Consider the following 16,265-nt stretch of genomic DNA (forward strand, 5'->3'; position numbering starts at 1 on the left):
GGGGTTCTGAGACACCGCTCAGGGCAGGAAAAAGGCCCTGGTCGTGGAGGACATGGCTCGGAGGCAGAGGTCACACCGGGACGCGCGACACGGAAGGGAGTGCGCGAGACGGTGTCTCAGGGGCCTCAGACGAGCAACGTCCTACTCCGTTCGACGACAACAGGGCCGACAACGAAGCTACGCCGCGGCCGCGCGGCCCCGCAAACGATTTAACGGGTGAGGGCGGGACCGGCGGCGCGTGACGGCGGCGCACCGCCGCGACCGGGCAGGAGCGGAGGCGGTGCGGGGGAGGCGTCGCCTCCTTGAGGTGAGGGTTCAGCAGGCGTCGCGCAGCAGCGCCGCGAGGTCTCCGTCCAGGTCGAGGTACTGGTGCTCGCGGCCCGCGGGCACCAGGAGCTGGGCGCGCTTGAGGAAGCGGCGCACTTCGGAGGTGCGGATGTGGACCATGGCGACGCCCTCGCGGGCGTGGAACTCGAGGACCGTGCGGTCGTAGCCGTAGGGCCGCACCCGGACGTCGCCGACCCCGGCGGGCGCCTCGATGCCCACGTCGAGCAGTTCGCGGGCGAACTCCCAGGAGACCTCGGTGCCTTCGAGGGTGGCTGGAGCGGGGAACGCCATGTGCACGGCGAAGGGGTCCCGGGAGTCGTAGCGCAGGGTCGCGGGCACGGTCTCCATGCGGGGTGCGGACGCGATCAGGCGCACCTGGACGGGCTGCTCGATGACGGTGGACAAAGCCCTGCTCCCTCAGCCTCGGGGGTTCTCTCCTGCCGCCCGGAGAGACGTCGAAATTCAGTGTTCCGTGCACCCGAGGTTCACGTGACCTGTGTCACTGCCGACCGGCTGGGCCCCGTGCGTGACCCGGAATGCTCGCAATAGGACGGATTCCCGCTCTCACCCCGGCCACACGGGTCACCCCCGCCCCGGAGCGCCTCATCTTCTTCGGTTCCTTCGACGGGTCGGCGAGCGGCATCGGGCGTAGGCCGACGCCGCTCGCGTACGTCTCGCCGACCGGCCTGCCGGGGCGGGCGGCGTAGGCACTCTGGACGCGTGGGGCGGGCGGGGGTTAGCTTCCGACGCCATGAGGTCCATGGGGAAGACGAGACGCATGCTGTCGGTGGGGCTGGGCGCGCTGGCGCTGGCGGCCGCGCCGGCCGTTCCGGCCCAGGCGCACGGGCGCGATCACCTGACGTGGGAGCTGAAGGACACGGGCACCGACGCGCGCTTTCGCGGGCTCGCCGCGGTCAGCCGGTCGACCGCCTGGGTGGCGGGCACGAAGGGAACGGTCCTGCGGACCTCCGACGGCGGACGCAGCTGGAAGAACGTCTCGCCGGCCGGCGCGGCCGGTCTGGAGTTCCGGGACGTGGAGGCCTTCGACGGGCGGCGCGCGGTCGTGCTGGCCATCGGCCAGGGCGAGGCCTCCCGCGTCTACCGCACCGAGGACGGCGGGGCCACCTGGAGCGAGTCGTTCCGCAACACCGACCCGAAGGCGTTCTACGACTGCCTCACCTTCTTCGACCCCCGGCACGGGCTCGCGGTGAGCGACCCGGTCGACGGCAAGTACCGCATCCTGTCCACCGCCGACGGCGGCCGGTCCTGGAAGGTGCTGCCGAACGCGGGCATGCCCGCCGCCCAGCCCGGCGAGGCGGGCTTCGCCGCCAGCGGCCAGTGCCTGGTGAGCTCCGGCCCCCGCGACGCCTGGCTCGCCACCGGCGGCGGCGCCACCGGCCGCGTGCTGCACTCCGCGGACCGCGGGCTCACCTGGACGGCCGCCGAGTCGACCATCGCGGCAGGCGACCCGGCCCGCGGGGTGTTCGGCCTCGCCTTCCGCGACCGTACGCACGGCCTCGCGGTCGGCGGCGACTACCGGGCGGGCCAGGCCTCCCCGCAAGCCGCGGCGGTCACCCGCGACGGCGGCCGCACCTGGCACCAGGCGGCCACGCCGGTCGCCGCCTACCGCTCGGGCGTGGCCTGGCTGGCGCACCCGCGCTCGGCGGCGCTGGCCGTCGGGCCGACCGGAACCGATCTGACCCGCGACGGCGGCCGCACCTGGCGCACCGTGGACACCGGCTCGTACGACACGGTCGACTGCACGCCCGACGGCGGCTGCTGGGCGGCCGGGGAGCGGGGCCGGGTGGCGCGCCTGGCCGACTAGAGCGGCAACGTCTGCTGGTAGGCGGCGAGTTCGGGCGCCACCTTGGTGGCGAGGAACTCGGTGATCCGGTACGTGCAGAGGCCGTTGACGAGGAAGGGGTCGGTCGCGACGGCCTGTTCGATGGCCGCGCGATCGTCCCCGACGGCCAGGATGACCCCGCCGTCGCGCGGCTGCTTGCGCCCGGAGGCGATGAAGACGCCCGCCGCGTACTGGGCGTTGAGCCAGGAGACGTGGTCGGGGAGCAGGGCGTCGACGCGGTCGAGCGGAACGGTGTAGGTCAACTCAAGTATGAACATGATCTCCAGGCTACTCACGGGGACCCGGGGCGGTGGTGGGGCCTCAGATGGTGCGGGCCATGCCCACCGAGGCGGGCGCGGTCTCGGTGAACCCGAACTGCCCGTAGAGCCTGCGTGCTTCGCCGTCGGCGATCAGTGACACGTACGCGGTGGCCGGGGCCCGGCGCTCCAGCTCCGTGGTGAGTGCCGCCATGATCCGCTTGCCGAGGCCCCGGCCCTGGTGGGCGGGGTGGACGCAGATGTCGGTGATCTGGAACGCGGTGCCGCCGTCGCCGATGACCCGCCCCATCCCGACGGGCTCCCGGCCCTGGTGGACGACCACGCCGTACCAGGTGTTGGGCAGCGCGAGGGCGACCGCCTCGGCCGAGCGGTCGGACAGGCCCGCGACGGTGCGCAGGTGCCGGAAGGTCTCGGGGGAGGGCACGCCCGCACGGAGTTCGTAAGAGTCGATAGCGTCATTCATGCCTTACATGCTACGAGGGGTGCGGAGCCGTGGCAATGCGCCGGGAGCGGTGTCACCGGCCCCCGGCCCCACGGGCGAACCCCCGCCGCGGGGAGCCTAGGGTGGGCGCCATGGAGATCACGGGGATTCCGGCCGCCTGGCCGGACAGCGAGGCGGCCGCCCTGGCCGTACAGGACGAGCTGCGCGGACGGGTCGTGCTCGACGAACCGGGGCCGCCGCCCGGCAGCGGGCTCGTCACCGGTGTCGACGTGGCGTACGACGACGAACGGGACCTCGTGGTCGCGGCCGCCGTCGTGCTCGACGCGGCGACCTCAACGGTCGTCGAGGAGGCCACCGCCGTCGGCCGGGTGGCCTTCCCCTACGTGCCCGGCCTACTGGCCTTCCGGGAGATCCCCACCGTCCTCGCCGCCCTCGAGCGGCTCGACTCCGGCCCGGGCCTGGTGATCTGCGACGGCTACGGGCTCGCCCACCCACGCCGCTTCGGGCTCGCGAGCCACCTCGGCGTGCTGACCGGGCTCCCCGTCATGGGCGTCGCCAAGAACCCGTTCACCTTCACCTACGAGCAGCCCGGGCCGCGCCGCGGGGACAGCTCCGCGCTGGTCGCCGACGACGGCACCGAGGTCGGGCGCGCCCTGCGCACCCAGGACGCCACCAAGCCGGTCTTCGTGTCGGTCGGCCACCGGGTGAGCCTGGACGGCGCCTGTGCCCACGCCCTCGGCCTCGCCCGGCGCTACCGCATCCCCGAGTCCACCCGGCGCGCCGACTCGCTGTGCCGCCGGGCGCTCAAGGAGGCCCAACAGGCGCTTCACCAGCCGTAGTTGGGCTCCCCTCGCGGCGGGATCAGCGGGTGTCGGCGACGCGGAAGCGCATCCCGGCCTTCTGGAGCCGGTCGGTCAGAGCCGCGCCCATCGCGGTCGCGGGCGTCAACTGGCCCGAAAGGGAAGGGAGTTCGTCGAAGGCGAGACTGAGCGCGGCCTCGGCGAGGATCTTGGCCGTCTCGTCGTAACCGGGGTCGCCCCCGGACACCTCGGTGAAGACCCGGCGGCCGCCGCCCTCGCCGACGAACCGCACGGTGAACCAGCTGCGCCGACGCCGCGCCTCGTCCGGCCCCTGCCCCGCCTCGTAGCGGCTCATCAACCAGGCGCGCGCGGGCGGGAGTTGGGTGACGGCGGCGACCGCTCCCACCGCGGCCACCCCGCCGATGGCCACCGGGAGGTGCTTGACCGCGGCGAAGTGGCGGTAGCGGAAGTCCGGCCCGTACCGCTCGTCGGCCGCCGCCGAGCGGGCGATGACCTGCGGGTCGATGGTGGGCATGGGCAGCGCCCAGGTGCCCGTCTCCTTGCTGAAGTGCGGGGCGCCGAGCGGGGCGCGGGCCCGGCGCCCCACCAGGCGCGGCTCGTGCAGCCGGCGCTCCCGGGCGGCCCGCGCGGTCTGCGCGCCGCGCCCGAGCGCCGTCAGCGCGGAGGCCAGCGTCCCGCCGGAGAACGTCGCGTTGGTCCGGACGAAACCGTCGATGCGCAGCGGCACCCCGCTCGGGAGCCGGCGCACCGTGTACAGGACACCGAGGTCGTGCGGCACCGAGTCGAACCCGCAGGCGTGCACCAGCCGGGCACCGCTCTCGCGGGCCCGCGCGTCGTGGCGGACGTACATCGTGTCGACGAACTCCGGCTCACCGGTCAGGTCGAGGTAGTCGGTGCCCGCCTCGGCGCACGCCTCGACCAGGCCCTCGCCGTACCAGACGTAGGGGCCGACGGTCGTGGCGAGGACGCGCGTCGAGGCGGCCAGCGCGCGCAGCGAGGCGGCGTCGGTGGAGTCGGCGGTGACCAGGGGCAGCGCGGCACACGCGGGGTTGAGCTCCGCGAGCCGCTCGCGCAGCCGCTCCAGCTTGGTGAGGCTGCGCCCGGCGATCGCCCACCGGCAGTCCTCGGGCGCGTGGGTCGCGAGATACTGCGCGGTCAGCGAGCCGACGAAACCCGTCGCGCCGAACAGCACGATGTCGTAATTCCGCTTCGAGGGTTCCACCGTGTGCCTCCGCACTTGAGCTGCCTGGTGACGCCGTCGGCCGGTGCCGGGTTGTGAGGCTAGCGTGCGGCCCCCGCCCGGGGCACCCGGGCCCGGGGTGCGGATGATCCCTGGCGGTGTCCCCGGCGAGGAGGGGTGCGGGCAAGCCCGGCGTATCGGGGCAACCGGTCCCGGCTCGTGGCTCTGCGTGCTGAGCGGTTGCTCATCAGGGCTTGTGCCCAGTGGAACGTGTTCTTAGCATCATTGATGTTACATCAGTTGTGTCACAGTGCTGGGGGCTTGATGGCAGCGACAGGAACCGGCCCGCTGGCCGGGGTGCGCGTGGTCGAGCTGGCGGGCATCGGGCCGGGCCCGTTCGCCGCCATGCTCCTCGCCGACCTCGGCGCCGACGTGGTGCGGGTGGACCGTCCGGGCGGCGCCGGGCTCGGCGTGGATCCGGCGTACGACCTCACCAACCGCAACAAGCGCTCCGTGATCGTCGACCTCAAGGCGCCTCAAGGCCCGGGCCTGGTCCTCGACCTCGTCGAGCGGGCCGACATCCTCGTCGAGGGCTACCGCCCCGGCGTCGCCGAACGCCTCGGCGTCGGCCCCGAGGAGTGCCTGGGCCGCAACCCCCGGCTCGTGTACGGCCGGATGACCGGCTGGGGCCAGGACGGCCCGCTCGCCCAGCGGGCCGGTCACGACATCGCGTACATCGCCCTCACCGGCACCCTCGGCATGATCGGCGCCGCCGACGCGGCGCCCACCGTCCCCGCCAACCTCGTGGGCGACTACGCGGGCGGCTCCCTCTACCTCGTCATCGGCGTCCTCGCCGCGCTCCACCACGCCCGCGCCCAGGGAGCGGGCCAGGTCGTGGACGCGGCGATCGTCGACGGCACCGCCCACCTCACCACGATGATCCACGGCATGCTGGCGGCCGGCGGCTGGCAGGACCGGCGCGGCGTCAACCTCCTCGACGGCGGCTGCCCCTTCTACGGCACGTACGAGACCTCGGACGGACAGTACATGGCGGTCGGCGCCCTGGAGCAGCGGTTCTACGACGAGTTCATCCGCCTCCTCGGCATCGAGGACGAGGCACCCGCCCGCAACGACCTGGCCCGCTGGGCCGACCTGCGCACCGCCATCGCCGACCGGTTCCGCACCAGGACCCGGCAGGAGTGGACCGCCGTCTTCGAGGACTCGGACGCCTGTGTGGCACCCGTCCTGTCCCTGAACGAGGCGCCGCACCACCCGCATCTGGCCGCCCGCGCCACCTTCACCGGGCACGGCGGCCTCACCCAGCCCGCGCCCGCACCCCGCTTCTCCGCCACCCCCGGCTCCGTCCACCGGCCCCCCGCGCTGCCGGGCGCCCACACGGCGGAGGTCGCCCGCGACTGGGACCTGCCGTCGCTCTCGGCGGGACCAGCGTCAACTCCCGTACAGGAGGCTTGAGTTGAAACGGCAGATCTTCACCGCCGAGCACGAGGCGTTCCGCGAGACCGTCCGCACCTTCCTCGCCAAGGAGGTCCTGCCGCACTACGACCAGTGGGAGAAGGACGGCATCGTCTCGCGGCAGGCGTGGCTCGCGGCCGGAAAGCAGGGGCTGCTCGGGCTCGCCGTGCCCGAGGAGTACGGGGGCGGCGGCAACGCCGACTTCCGCTACAGCGCCGTCCTCGCCGAGGAGTTCACCCGCGCGGGAGCGGCCGGGCTCGCACTCGGCCTGCACAACGACATCATCGGCCCCTATCTGACCGGGCTGGCCACCGAGGAGCAGAAGCGGCGCTGGCTGCCCGGCTTCTGCGACGGCTCCCTGATCACCGCGATCGCGATGACGGAACCCGGCGCGGGCTCCGACCTCCAGGGCATCCGCACCACCGCCGAGGACCGGGGCGACCACTGGCTGCTCAACGGTTCCAAGACGTTCATCTCCAACGGCATCCTCGCCGACCTGGTGGTCGTGGTCGCCAAGACCACCCCCGAAGGCGGCGCCAAGGGCCTGTCCCTGCTGGTCGTCGAGCGCGGCGCCGAGGGCTTCGAGCGCGGCCGCAACCTCGACAAGATCGGACAGAAGGCGCAGGACACGGCCGAGCTGTTCTTCCATGACGTACGCGTCCCCAAGGACCATCTCCTCGGCGAGCTCAACGGCGCCTTCGTCCACCTGATGACCAACCTCGCTCAGGAGCGGATGGGCATCGCGGTCGCCGGGATCGCCGCCGCCGAACACCTCCTGGAGATCACCACGAGCTACGTCAAGGAGCGCGAGGCCTTCGGCCGGCCGCTGTCCAAGCTCCAGCACATCCGGTTCGAGATCGCCGAGATGGCCACCGAGTGCGCCGTCACCCGCACCTTCCTCGACCGCTGCATCGTCGACCACTCCAACGGGGAACTCGACGCCGTACACGCCTCGATGGCCAAGTGGTGGGCCACCGAACTGCAAAAACGCGTCGCCGACCGCTGCCTCCAACTGCACGGCGGCTACGGCTACATGACCGAGTACCGGGTGGCCCGGGCCTTCACGGACGGCCGGATCCAGACGATCTACGGCGGCACGACCGAGATCATGAAGGAGATCATCGGCCGCTCCCTGCTCGGCTGACCCGCACCCACCCGCCACCCGGCCCGCACGAACCACCCTCATCCGAAAGGCTGCTGACGTTGAGCACCGAAGCGTATGTGTACGACGCGATCCGCACCCCGCGCGGACGCGGCAAGGCGAACGGCGCCCTGCACGCCACTAAGCCGATCGACCTGGTCGTCGGCCTGATCCACGAGATCCAGGCGCGCTTCCCGGACCTGGACCCGGCGGCCATCGACGACATCGTGCTCGGCGTCGTCGGCCCGGTCGGCGACCAAGGCTCCGACATCGCCCGGATCGCGGCGATCGCCGCCGGACTGCCCGACACGGTCGCCGGCGTCCAGGAGAACCGCTTCTGTGCCTCCGGCCTCGAAGCCGTCAACATGGCGGCGATGAAGGTCCGTTCGGGCTGGGAGGACCTCGTCCTCGCGGGCGGGGTCGAGTCCATGTCGCGCGTGCCGATGGCCTCCGACGGCGGCGCCTGGTTCGCCGACCCGATGACCAACTTCTCCACCAACTTCGCCCCGCAGGGCATCGGCGCCGACCTCATCGCCACCATCGAGGGCTACTCCCGCCGCGACGTCGACGCCTACGCGGAACTGTCCCAGGCGCGGGCCGCCGAGGCATGGAAGGACGGCCGCTTCGCGCGCTCCGTCGTCCCCGTCAAGGACCGCAACGGCCTCGTCGTCCTCGACCACGACGAACACATGCGCCCGGGCACCACCGCCGACTCCCTCGCGGGCCTCAAGCCGTCCTTCGCGGGCATCGGCGAGATGGGCGGCTTCGACGCCGTGGCGCTCCAGAAGTACCACTGGGTGGAGGAGATCAACCACGTCCACCACGCGGGCAACTCCTCGGGCATCGTGGACGGTTCGGCCCTCGTCGCCATCGGCTCGAAGGAGGTCGGCGAGCGCTACGGCATGACCCCGCGGGCCCGCATCGTCTCCGCGGCCGTCTCCGGCTCCGAGCCCACCATCATGCTGACCGGCCCCGCGCCCGCCACCCGCAAGGCGCTCGCCAAGGCGGGCCTGACCATCGACGACATCGACCTCGTCGAGATCAACGAGGCCTTCGCCGCGGTCGTGCTCCGCTTCGTCAAGGACATGGGCCTCAGCCTCGACAAGGTCAACGTCAACGGTGGCGCCATCGCCATGGGCCACCCCCTCGGCGCGACCGGCGCGATGATCCTGGGCACCCTCGTCGACGAGCTGGAGCGGCGCGAGCTGCGCTACGGGCTCGCCACGCTCTGCGTCGGCGGCGGCATGGGCATCGCCACCGTCGTCGAGCGTCTCTGACCGTCCCGTCCCGGCACCCCCTCATACGGAGAATCACGCAATGACCGAGAGCACGACCATCCGCTGGGAACAGGACGAGACCGGCGTCGTCACCCTCGTACTGGACGACCCCAACCAGTCCGCCAACACCATGAACCAGGCCTTCAAGGACTCCATCGCGGCCATCGCGGACCGCGCCGAGGCCGAGAAGGACTCCATCCGGGGCATCATCTACACCTCCGCCAAGAAGACCTTCTTCGCCGGCGGCGACCTGAAGGACATGATCCAGGTCGGCCCCGACCGCGCCCAGCAGGCCTTCGACACCGGCACCGCCATCAAGAACTCGCTGCGCCGCATCGAGACGCTCGGCAAGCCGGTCGTCGCCGCCATCAACGGCGCGGCCCTGGGCGGCGGTTACGAGATCGCCCTCGCCTCCCACCACCGCGTCGCGCTCGACGCACCCGGCTCCAAGATCGGCCTGCCCGAGGTCACCCTCGGCCTGCTCCCGGCGGGCGGCGGCGTGACCCGCACCGTACGGCTCATGGGCATCACCGACGCCCTGCTCAAGGTGCTGCTCCAGGGCACCCAATACTCCCCGCGGCGCGCCCTCGAGAACGGTCTCGTGCACGAGGTCGCCGCCACGCGCGAGGAGATGATCGCCAAGGCGCGCGCGTTCATCGACGCCCACCCCGAGTCCCAGCAGCCCTGGGACGTCAAGGGCTACAAGATCCCCGGCGGTACGCCGTCCAACCCGCGGTTCGCCGCCAACCTGCCGGCGTTCCCGGCCAACCTGAAGAAGCAGCTCCAGGGCGCGCCCTACCCGGCGCCGCGCAACATCCTCGCGGCCGCCGTCGAGGGGTCCCAGGTCGACTTCGAGAGCGCTCTCACCATCGAGGCCCGCTACTTCACCGAGCTGGTCACCGGGCAGACCGCGAAGAACATGATCCAGGCGTTCTTCTTCGACCTCCAGGCCGTCAACTCCGGCGTCAGCCGCCCCCAGGGCATCGAGCCGCGCCCCGTCCGCAAGGTCGCGGTCCTCGGCGCGGGGATGATGGGCGCGGGCATCGCCTACTCCTGCGCCCGGGCCGGCATCGAGGTCGTCCTGAAGGACGTGTCGCCCGAAGCCGCCCAGAAGGGCAAGGCGTACTCCGAGAAGCTCCTCGCGAAAGCGCTCTCACGGGGCCGCACCACCGAGGCCCAGCGGGACGCGCTGCTCGCGCTGATCACGCCGACCGCCGACCCGCAGGCCCTGGCGGGCTGCGACGCCGTCATCGAGGCGGTCTTCGAGGACACCTCCCTCAAGCACAAGGTGTTCCAGGAGATCCAGGACATCGTCGCCCCCGACGCGCTGCTGTGCTCCAACACCTCGACGCTGCCCATCACCGGCCTCGCCGAAGGGGTCGCGCGCCAGGCCGACTTCATCGGCCTGCACTTCTTCTCGCCGGTCGACAAGATGCCGCTGGTCGAGATCATCAAGGGCGAGCGCACCGGTGACGAGGCGCTGGCCCGCGCCTTCGACCTCGTACGCCAGATCAAGAAGACGCCGATCGTCGTGAACGACTCGCGGGGCTTCTTCACCTCCCGCGTGATCGGCCAGTTCATCAACGAGGGCGTCGCGATGGTGGGCGAGGGCATCGAGCCCGCGTCCATCGAGCAGGCGGCGGGCCAGGCCGGCTACCCGGCCAAGGTCCTGTCCCTGATGGACGAGCTGACGCTGACCCTGCCCCGCAAGATCCGCAACGAGACCAGGCGGGCCATCGAGGAGGCCGGCGGCGTCTGGCCCGGCCACCCCTCGGACGCGGTCATCGACCGCATGGTCGACGAGTTCGGCCGCACCGGCCGCAGCGGCGGCGCCGGGTTCTACGAGTACGGCGAGGACGGCAAGCGGGGCAAGCTGTGGCCCGGCCTGCGCGAGCACTTCACCAAGCCCGGGTACCAGATCCCGTTCGAGGACATGAAGGAGCGGATGCTCTTCTCGGAGGCCCTGGACACGGTCCGCCTCTTCGAGGAGGGCGTCCTCACCTCGGTCGCCGACGCCAACATCGGCTCGATCATGGGCATCGGCTTCCCCGCCTGGACCGGCGGCGTCCTCCAGTACATCAACGGGTACGACGGCGGCGCCGGGCGAGGAGTGGGTCTGCCCGGCTTCGTGGCCCGCGCCCGCGAGCTGGCCGAGCGCTACGGAGAGCGCTTCCAGCCGCCCGCGCTCCTGGTGCGGAAGGCGGAGAACGGCGAGACGTTCAAGGACGCGTAGGCGCTCCGCGGGGTTCGGGGCGTGGGGAGCCGGGCCGAGTGCGCGGTTCTTCACGCCCCTGGCGGTGTGGTGCCTGGGCGGTGCGGACGGTACGGGGCGTTCCGATGGGTGCCGTGTCGTGTCCGCGGGCCGATGGGGGCTGATCGCACGGTTCCCCGCGCCCCTAGCTGGGCGGTGCCTGGGCGGGGCGGACGGTACGGGGCGTTCCGATGGGTGCCGCGTCGTGTCCGCGGGCCGATGAGGGCTGGTCGCGCGGTTCCCCGCGCCCCTCGGGAGATCCGGGGTCCGGCGTGCCGAACGCCGCCCTCAGCTCCTCCTTCAGCGACCGCTGGAAAGCGGTGACCAGCGCCTGGAGCACCATGGGCTGCATGTGCGCGGAGAGCGATTTCATCGCCTCCACGTGATCGGGGTCCGACTCCCGCTCCCGGTAGGGGTTCCAGACCTCGTCGCGGAAGAGGCGGGTCAGTTCGTGCGCGGCCGAGCGGGTGTGCTCCATGAGCACCGTGCGGGCCGCCAGGATCGTCTCGTGCGCGATGGGCACGTCCAGGAGCTGGACGCCCAGCGCCAGCAGCCCCGGGTCCACGCGGAAGGTGTCGGGCGAGCCGGGAATCCGCTCCAGGACGTTCATCGCGGCGAGCCGGTCGATGTCGGTGGCGGACAGCGCGCGCCCGGCCCGGCGCTCCAGTTCGGCGCGGCTCGCGTCGTCCGCCGCGTCGGGCGCCCAGGAGGCGACCACGGCGCGGTGGATGGCCAGGTCGTGGGCGCTCAGGTCGGGCGGCAGCTGCTGGAGGTAGCGCTCGATGGCGGCCAGCGTCATCCCGTGGTGCTGCAACTCCTCGATCAGCGCCAGGCGGGACAGGTGCACCGGCCCGTAGTGCCCCACCCGGCGCGGCCCGATCACCGGCGGCGGCAGCAGCCCCCGGGTGCTGTAGAAGCGGATGGTCCGCACGGTGACACCGGCCCGCGCGGCCAGCTCGTCCACCGTGAGTGTCGGCTCCTCGGTCTCCGTCGCCATCGCAGTGCCCCGCCTCCCCGGTGTTCCCGGCCGCCAGGTGCGCGGCCGGCCCGGTGCAACAGTATTGCTGTCTCACCAGCACTGCTCAATACACCCTCGGTGCCGAAGCCGGGCCGCGCGCAGGAGGCGGCACACGCAGACCCCGGCCGGACGGCGGTCGCCGACCGGCTCGGGGCCGGGCCGAGGGTGCTCGCGCGCGCCGGTCACGGGGTACGGCCCGCCTGGAGCGGGTAGTGGTCGCTCAGGTTCGTGTACATGTAGTCGGTGCCCCAACTGCGCACCGTCCAGGGCGCCGTGGACTCCGCCACCACGTCGTTGCTCCAGCCGGACGGACGGGCGTGGCCCGCCAGGTGCAGAACGTAGTCCAGGTCCTCGCGCGGATCCGAGGGATAGCGGTAGCGGGCGATCGAGTTCTCGGCGGTGTCGAACGAGTACGCGTGCCCCCTCCGCGCGTCGGCGCCGACCAGGCCGCCGTTCGCCAGCATCGAGGCGTACTCGGAGCCGTGTGAGTCCACGTTGAGGTCGCCCGCGACCATGACCTCCTCGCTCGCCGGAATGCGCTTGGCGTCCAGGAAGGACCTGATCGCCCTGAACTGGAGAGCGCGATCCTTGACGGCCTCGCCCGCGCCGCACCCGGAGTCCGTCGACTGCGTGTGCGTGCCGACGATGTGCACCCTGGTGCCGTTCACGTCCAACACGGCATAGACGAAGCCCTTGTTGGACCACCAGTCCGAGCCGCAGGCGTCCTTGTACACGTACTGCTCCTTGCGCACGATCGGCCACTTGCTCAGCAGGGTGACGCCGCCGTCCTCGGGAGTGGTCGAGGAGTACGAGCCTCCGGTCGCGTCCCAGCCGTCCCTGCCACGTCCCACGACGGGCGTCTGGTACGGGTACTGGGCCGAGGCGTTCCGCTTCAACGCCTCCGATGCGGAGTTGTCGAATGCCTCCTGGAGCACGACGACGTCGTTGCCCTGGAAGAACGGAGCGGCGGGAATCGCCTGCGCGCGGTGGTTCTGGCCCCAGTTCGGGTACAGGTTCTGGCTCATCAGGAAGGTGTTGTACGTCAGCACCTTCAGCCGGGGCGGCTCGACGGTCGCGGCGGACGCGGGAGCGGCGCCAACCAGGGTGACGGCGGCGAGCCCGGCGGCGAGAGCCGCCCCGGCGGCCCGGCGGAGCGAGGGGTGCGGCACATGAACTCCTGTGTCTGGAGTGGGGATTGGGACCGGCGCGCACATCAAACCAGCCGCGATTACCTAGAGGTAACCTCCCTGCACCGCCTGTCTTGCCCCTGCCGTACGATCAGGAGTACGAACGCTCTGACAACACCCGTCACGGGCGTGTGCGCGAGAGAAGGTGCCAGGCGTGAAGCTTCTCCCCATCAATGTGGGCCCCCTCAATCCCACGGTGCCCGATCTCCTGATGGGCTTCGTGGCGTTCCTGCTCTGCTTCGGTGTGGTGGCGGGCGTGCTGCTGCCGCGCATCAAGCGGACGCTGGAGGAGCGCGAGGCGCTGACGACGGGCCGTGCCCACGAGGCCGAGGCCGTCCTCGCGGAGGCCGCCGAGGTGCGCGCCCGCTACGAGGCCGAGCTGGCCGGGGCGCGGCACGAGGCGGCCCGCATCCGCCAGCAGGCCAAGGAGGAGGGCGCGGCCGCGATAGCCGCCGCCCGCGCCGAGGGCGTCCGCGAGCGGGACGAGATCCTCACCGCCGGCGCCGCCAGGATCGCCGAGGCCCGCGCGGCCGCCGAGGCCGAACTGCGCCCGTACGTCGACACGCTGGCCGTCGAACTGGCCGGCCGCATCCTCGGCGAGCCACTGGCGGCCTCCGCCGACCGCTGAGCCGACCCGCGTGACCGTGCCCCCGGCGAACGGGCTTCGCCGGGGGCACGGTCATGCAGTCCCTGAGGACCCTGCGCGCCGCTGTGACCTGTAGTGATCGCATACTGGAATCACTACAGACACGGCAGTACCACACAGAACCACCAGTCCCAGGGAGCCCAGCCATGAGCCGCCGCGACGCCCCGCCCGTGCCGCCCCCGCCCGGCGGCGTGCTGTGGAGCCTCGCCGGAGACATCAGGATGCTCCTCACCCTGCCCGCCGCCCTCACCATGCAGGTCGCCCACCCCGCGGTCGGCGCGGGGGTGGACGAGCACTCGGTGTTCCGCACCGACCCGTGGGGGCGCGGAGAGCGCTCTCTGCGGTCGGTCCAGCTCTGGGTGTACGGAGGCGAGCAGGCCGCCGAGGAAGGACGCCGGCTCCGGGAGCTCCACAAGACCATCCAGGGCACGGACGCCACCGGCCGGCGTTACCACGCGCTCACCCCCGCCTACTACGCGTGGGTGCACGCCACCGGGTATCCCGTCTACGCCCACGCCCAGCGGTACATCGGCCGCCCCTTCACCGACGCCCAGCACCGCAAGCTGTACGCGGAGTGGCTCCAGGTCGGCCGGATCCTCGGGATCCACGACCGGGACATGCCCGCGACCATCGAGGAGTTCTGGCCCTACTACCGCAAGGTCCTCGCCGACGAGATCCGCAGCAACGCCGTGGTCGAGGAACTCGTCGCCACCGACCGTCCCGTCCCGGCCCCCGATCGCGGCCCGCTGCTCCTGCGGCTGCTTCTGAGAGCGCTCTGGCCGGTACTGCTGCCGCCCCTGGCCCGCTTCCGCAGGTTCGTCACGATCGGGTTCATGCCCCCGGACGCGCGCGAGGCGATCGGCCTGGACTGGACGGACGAGCAGGAGCGCAAGCTGCGCCGCTTCGGCCGGGTCGTACGGCTGGTCGTGCCCCTGCTGCCCGAGCGCCTGCGCTACCTGCCGCTCGCCCGCAGGGCCCGTGCGGAGCACCGGCGCACGACGGGCCGGACGAAGCGCTCTCACTGACGTTCTGGCCCCGCCCGGCCAGAGCGGCCCGTCACAGCCCCCGGCCAGAGCGGCCCGTCCTAACCCCCGGCCAGAGCCGCCTTGCCAGCCCCGGCCTTCCGGCGACCCCAGCCGGTGTCGGCCTTCCGGAGTGGCGAACTGCCATACCGCTGAGGCGACTTGAGGTCTCAGGCCGAGGCGCGCCGGACCAGGGCTGTCGGGGTGATCACGGAGGCGGGCGGGGCTCCTTCGTCGCCGCCCTGGTCGAGCCCGCGCAGCAGCAGCCGTGCCATCAGGCGGCCCATCTCCTCGATCTCCTGGCGTACGGTCGTCAGCGGCGGGTCGGTGGCTTCGGCGACGGAGGCCATGTCGTCGAAGCCGACGAGGGCGACGTCGTCCGGCACGCGTCGGCCCCGCTCGCGCAGCACCCGCAGGGCGCCGGACGCCATGAGGTCGTTGGCGGCGAACACGGCGTCCAGGTCCGGCCGCCGGGCGAGCAGTTCGGCCATCGCGTGGGCGCCGCTCTCGGCCGTGAACGCGCCTTCCACCACCAGCGCGGGATCGGCCTCCGGGAGTACGTCGCGGTAACCGTCGAGGCGGTCCGTGGAGGCGGTCTGATCCAGCGGGCCCGCGATGTGCGCGATGCGCCTGCGGCCGAGGGAGAGTAGATGACGCACGGCCTCCCGCGCACCGCCGCGGTTGTCGGCGTCGACATAGGGGACGGCCGTGGGGAAACCGGGCCGCCCGCCGAACACCGTCAGCATGCCCGCGCCGCGCGTGATCGCGGGGAGCGGGTCGTCGTCGTGCAGCGAGAAGGCGAGCGCCCCGTCGACGTGACCACCCGTCAGGTAGCGGGAGATGCGCCCGTAGTCGTCCGGACCCTCGACGAGCAGCAGCACCAACTGCGTGTCGTGCGCGGCGAGTTCCTTGCTGATGCCGCGGATCTGCCGGGAGAAGAAGGGGTCGGAGAAGAACCTGGTCTCCGGCTCGGCCACGATCACGGCGACCGCGCCCGTGCGGCGGGTGACCAGGGAGCGGGCCGCCTGATTGGGGATGTAGCCCAGCTCCTCGACCGCCTGACGCACCTTGTCCACCAGGGGCGGCCGTACCCCCGTGCCGCCATTGACGACGCGGGACGCGGTGGCCCGGGATACACCGGCGCGCGCTGCGACGGCCTCCAGCGTGGGCCGTGTGCCGAAGTACTGCTCGGTCAAGGCAGGTTCTCCTCATCGGCGGATCGCTGACGGACCCTGGCGGAACTGCTCCGCCCGGCAGCGTACCGGCAGGGTACCGGGCGCGGATCCGCCCGCGAGAGCGCTCTCACCCGGTCCCGGCGGGGATGCGTCGGGCCGTTCCGGGGGTGGCCGCGGAAGCGCT

Annotated in this window: 16 protein-coding genes; 9 read left to right on the forward strand and 7 right to left on the reverse strand. The window is 72.3% G+C overall.

Annotation, left to right across the window (positions count from 1 at the left end; translation table 11 throughout):
• Positions 1 to 315: 315 nt before the first annotated feature.
• Positions 316 to 732 (reverse strand): spore wall synthesis regulator SsgD, encoded by a 417-nt coding sequence (gene ssgD, locus AC07F3_RS02655; RefSeq protein WP_479109722.1) that lies wholly within the window; start codon positions 730 to 732, stop codon positions 316 to 318.
• Positions 733 to 863: 131 nt separating this feature from the next.
• On the opposite strand from ssgD, the gene AC07F3_RS02660 reads away from it, so the two are divergent.
• Positions 864 to 1,034, forward strand: a complete 171-nt coding sequence (locus tag AC07F3_RS02660; RefSeq protein WP_479109724.1) for a hypothetical protein — start codon at positions 864 to 866, stop codon at positions 1,032 to 1,034.
• Positions 1,035 to 1,078: 44 nt separating this feature from the next.
• Positions 1,079 to 2,152, forward strand: a complete 1,074-nt coding sequence (locus AC07F3_RS02665; RefSeq protein ID WP_479109726.1) for a WD40/YVTN/BNR-like repeat-containing protein — start codon at positions 1,079 to 1,081, stop codon at positions 2,150 to 2,152.
• Here the strand turns inward: AC07F3_RS02665 and AC07F3_RS02670 are convergent.
• Both AC07F3_RS02670 and AC07F3_RS02675 read right to left on the reverse strand, forming a co-directional pair.
• Entirely contained in the window at positions 2,149 to 2,448 is a 300-nt protein-coding gene (locus tag AC07F3_RS02670; RefSeq protein WP_479109728.1) for a YciI family protein, read from the reverse strand. The two genes, AC07F3_RS02665 and AC07F3_RS02670, sit on opposite strands and share 4 nt — an antisense overlap.
• 43 nt (positions 2,449 to 2,491) lie before the next feature.
• Complete coding sequence (locus AC07F3_RS02675; protein WP_479109730.1) at positions 2,492 to 2,911, reverse strand: GNAT family N-acetyltransferase; 420 nt, start codon at positions 2,909 to 2,911, stop codon at positions 2,492 to 2,494.
• A gap of 110 nt (positions 2,912 to 3,021) precedes the next feature.
• Here AC07F3_RS02675 and AC07F3_RS02680 point away from each other — a divergent pair, with 110 nt between their 5' ends.
• On the forward strand, positions 3,022 to 3,729 hold the full coding sequence (locus AC07F3_RS02680; RefSeq protein ID WP_479109731.1) for an endonuclease V: 708 nt from the start codon (positions 3,022 to 3,024) through the stop codon (positions 3,727 to 3,729).
• 22 nt (positions 3,730 to 3,751) lie between these two features.
• Here the strand turns inward: AC07F3_RS02680 and AC07F3_RS02685 are convergent, their stop codons facing one another.
• Entirely contained in the window at positions 3,752 to 4,933 is a 1,182-nt protein-coding gene (locus AC07F3_RS02685; protein WP_479109733.1) for a saccharopine dehydrogenase family protein, read from the reverse strand.
• 282 nt (positions 4,934 to 5,215) lie between these two features.
• On the opposite strand from AC07F3_RS02685, the gene AC07F3_RS02690 reads away from it, so the two are divergent.
• From AC07F3_RS02690 to AC07F3_RS02705, 4 genes are read left to right on the forward strand one after another with little or no spacing between them, the layout of a single operon-like run.
• Positions 5,216 to 6,364 carry a CaiB/BaiF CoA transferase family protein gene (locus tag AC07F3_RS02690; protein ID WP_479109735.1) on the forward strand — a complete coding sequence of 383 codons (1,149 nt, stop codon included), beginning with the start codon at positions 5,216 to 5,218 and terminating at the stop codon, positions 6,362 to 6,364.
• A gap of 1 nt (position 6,365) precedes the next feature.
• Positions 6,366 to 7,508, forward strand: a complete 1,143-nt coding sequence (locus tag AC07F3_RS02695) for an acyl-CoA dehydrogenase family protein (protein WP_479109737.1) — start codon at positions 6,366 to 6,368, stop codon at positions 7,506 to 7,508.
• A gap of 59 nt (positions 7,509 to 7,567) precedes the next feature.
• Entirely contained in the window at positions 7,568 to 8,782 is a 1,215-nt protein-coding gene (locus AC07F3_RS02700) for an acetyl-CoA C-acetyltransferase (protein ID WP_479109739.1), read from the forward strand.
• Between the two features lie 40 nt (positions 8,783 to 8,822).
• The gene (locus AC07F3_RS02705) at positions 8,823 to 11,015 is read left to right on the forward strand and encodes a 3-hydroxyacyl-CoA dehydrogenase NAD-binding domain-containing protein (protein WP_479109741.1); all 2,193 of its coding nucleotides are present in this window, start codon (positions 8,823 to 8,825) and stop codon (positions 11,013 to 11,015) included.
• 163 nt (positions 11,016 to 11,178) lie between these two features.
• Here the strand turns inward: AC07F3_RS02705 and AC07F3_RS02710 are convergent, their stop codons facing one another.
• Both AC07F3_RS02710 and sph read right to left on the reverse strand, forming a co-directional pair.
• Entirely contained in the window at positions 11,179 to 12,030 is an 852-nt protein-coding gene (locus AC07F3_RS02710; RefSeq protein ID WP_479109743.1) for a MerR family transcriptional regulator, read from the reverse strand.
• 203 nt (positions 12,031 to 12,233) lie between these two features.
• Positions 12,234 to 13,220 (reverse strand): sphingomyelin phosphodiesterase, encoded by a 987-nt coding sequence (sph, locus tag AC07F3_RS02715; RefSeq protein ID WP_479109745.1) that lies wholly within the window; start codon positions 13,218 to 13,220, stop codon positions 12,234 to 12,236.
• A 172-nt stretch (positions 13,221 to 13,392) separates the two neighbouring features.
• Between sph and AC07F3_RS02720 the strand changes: the two genes are divergently transcribed.
• On the forward strand, positions 13,393 to 13,866 hold the full coding sequence (locus tag AC07F3_RS02720; protein ID WP_479109747.1) for a F0F1 ATP synthase subunit B family protein: 474 nt from the start codon (positions 13,393 to 13,395) through the stop codon (positions 13,864 to 13,866).
• Between the two features lie 164 nt (positions 13,867 to 14,030).
• Complete coding sequence (locus AC07F3_RS02725; RefSeq protein WP_479109749.1) at positions 14,031 to 14,909, forward strand: oxygenase MpaB family protein; 879 nt, start codon at positions 14,031 to 14,033, stop codon at positions 14,907 to 14,909.
• Positions 14,910 to 15,076: 167 nt separating this feature from the next.
• On the opposite strand, the gene AC07F3_RS02730 is transcribed toward AC07F3_RS02725, so the two are convergent.
• On the reverse strand, positions 15,077 to 16,102 hold the full coding sequence (locus AC07F3_RS02730) for a LacI family DNA-binding transcriptional regulator (RefSeq protein ID WP_479109751.1): 1,026 nt from the start codon (positions 16,100 to 16,102) through the stop codon (positions 15,077 to 15,079).
• Between the last annotated feature and the right edge of the window lie 163 nt (positions 16,103 to 16,265).

It is taken from the genome of Streptomyces sp. NPDC045846 (genome assembly GCF_056431605.1).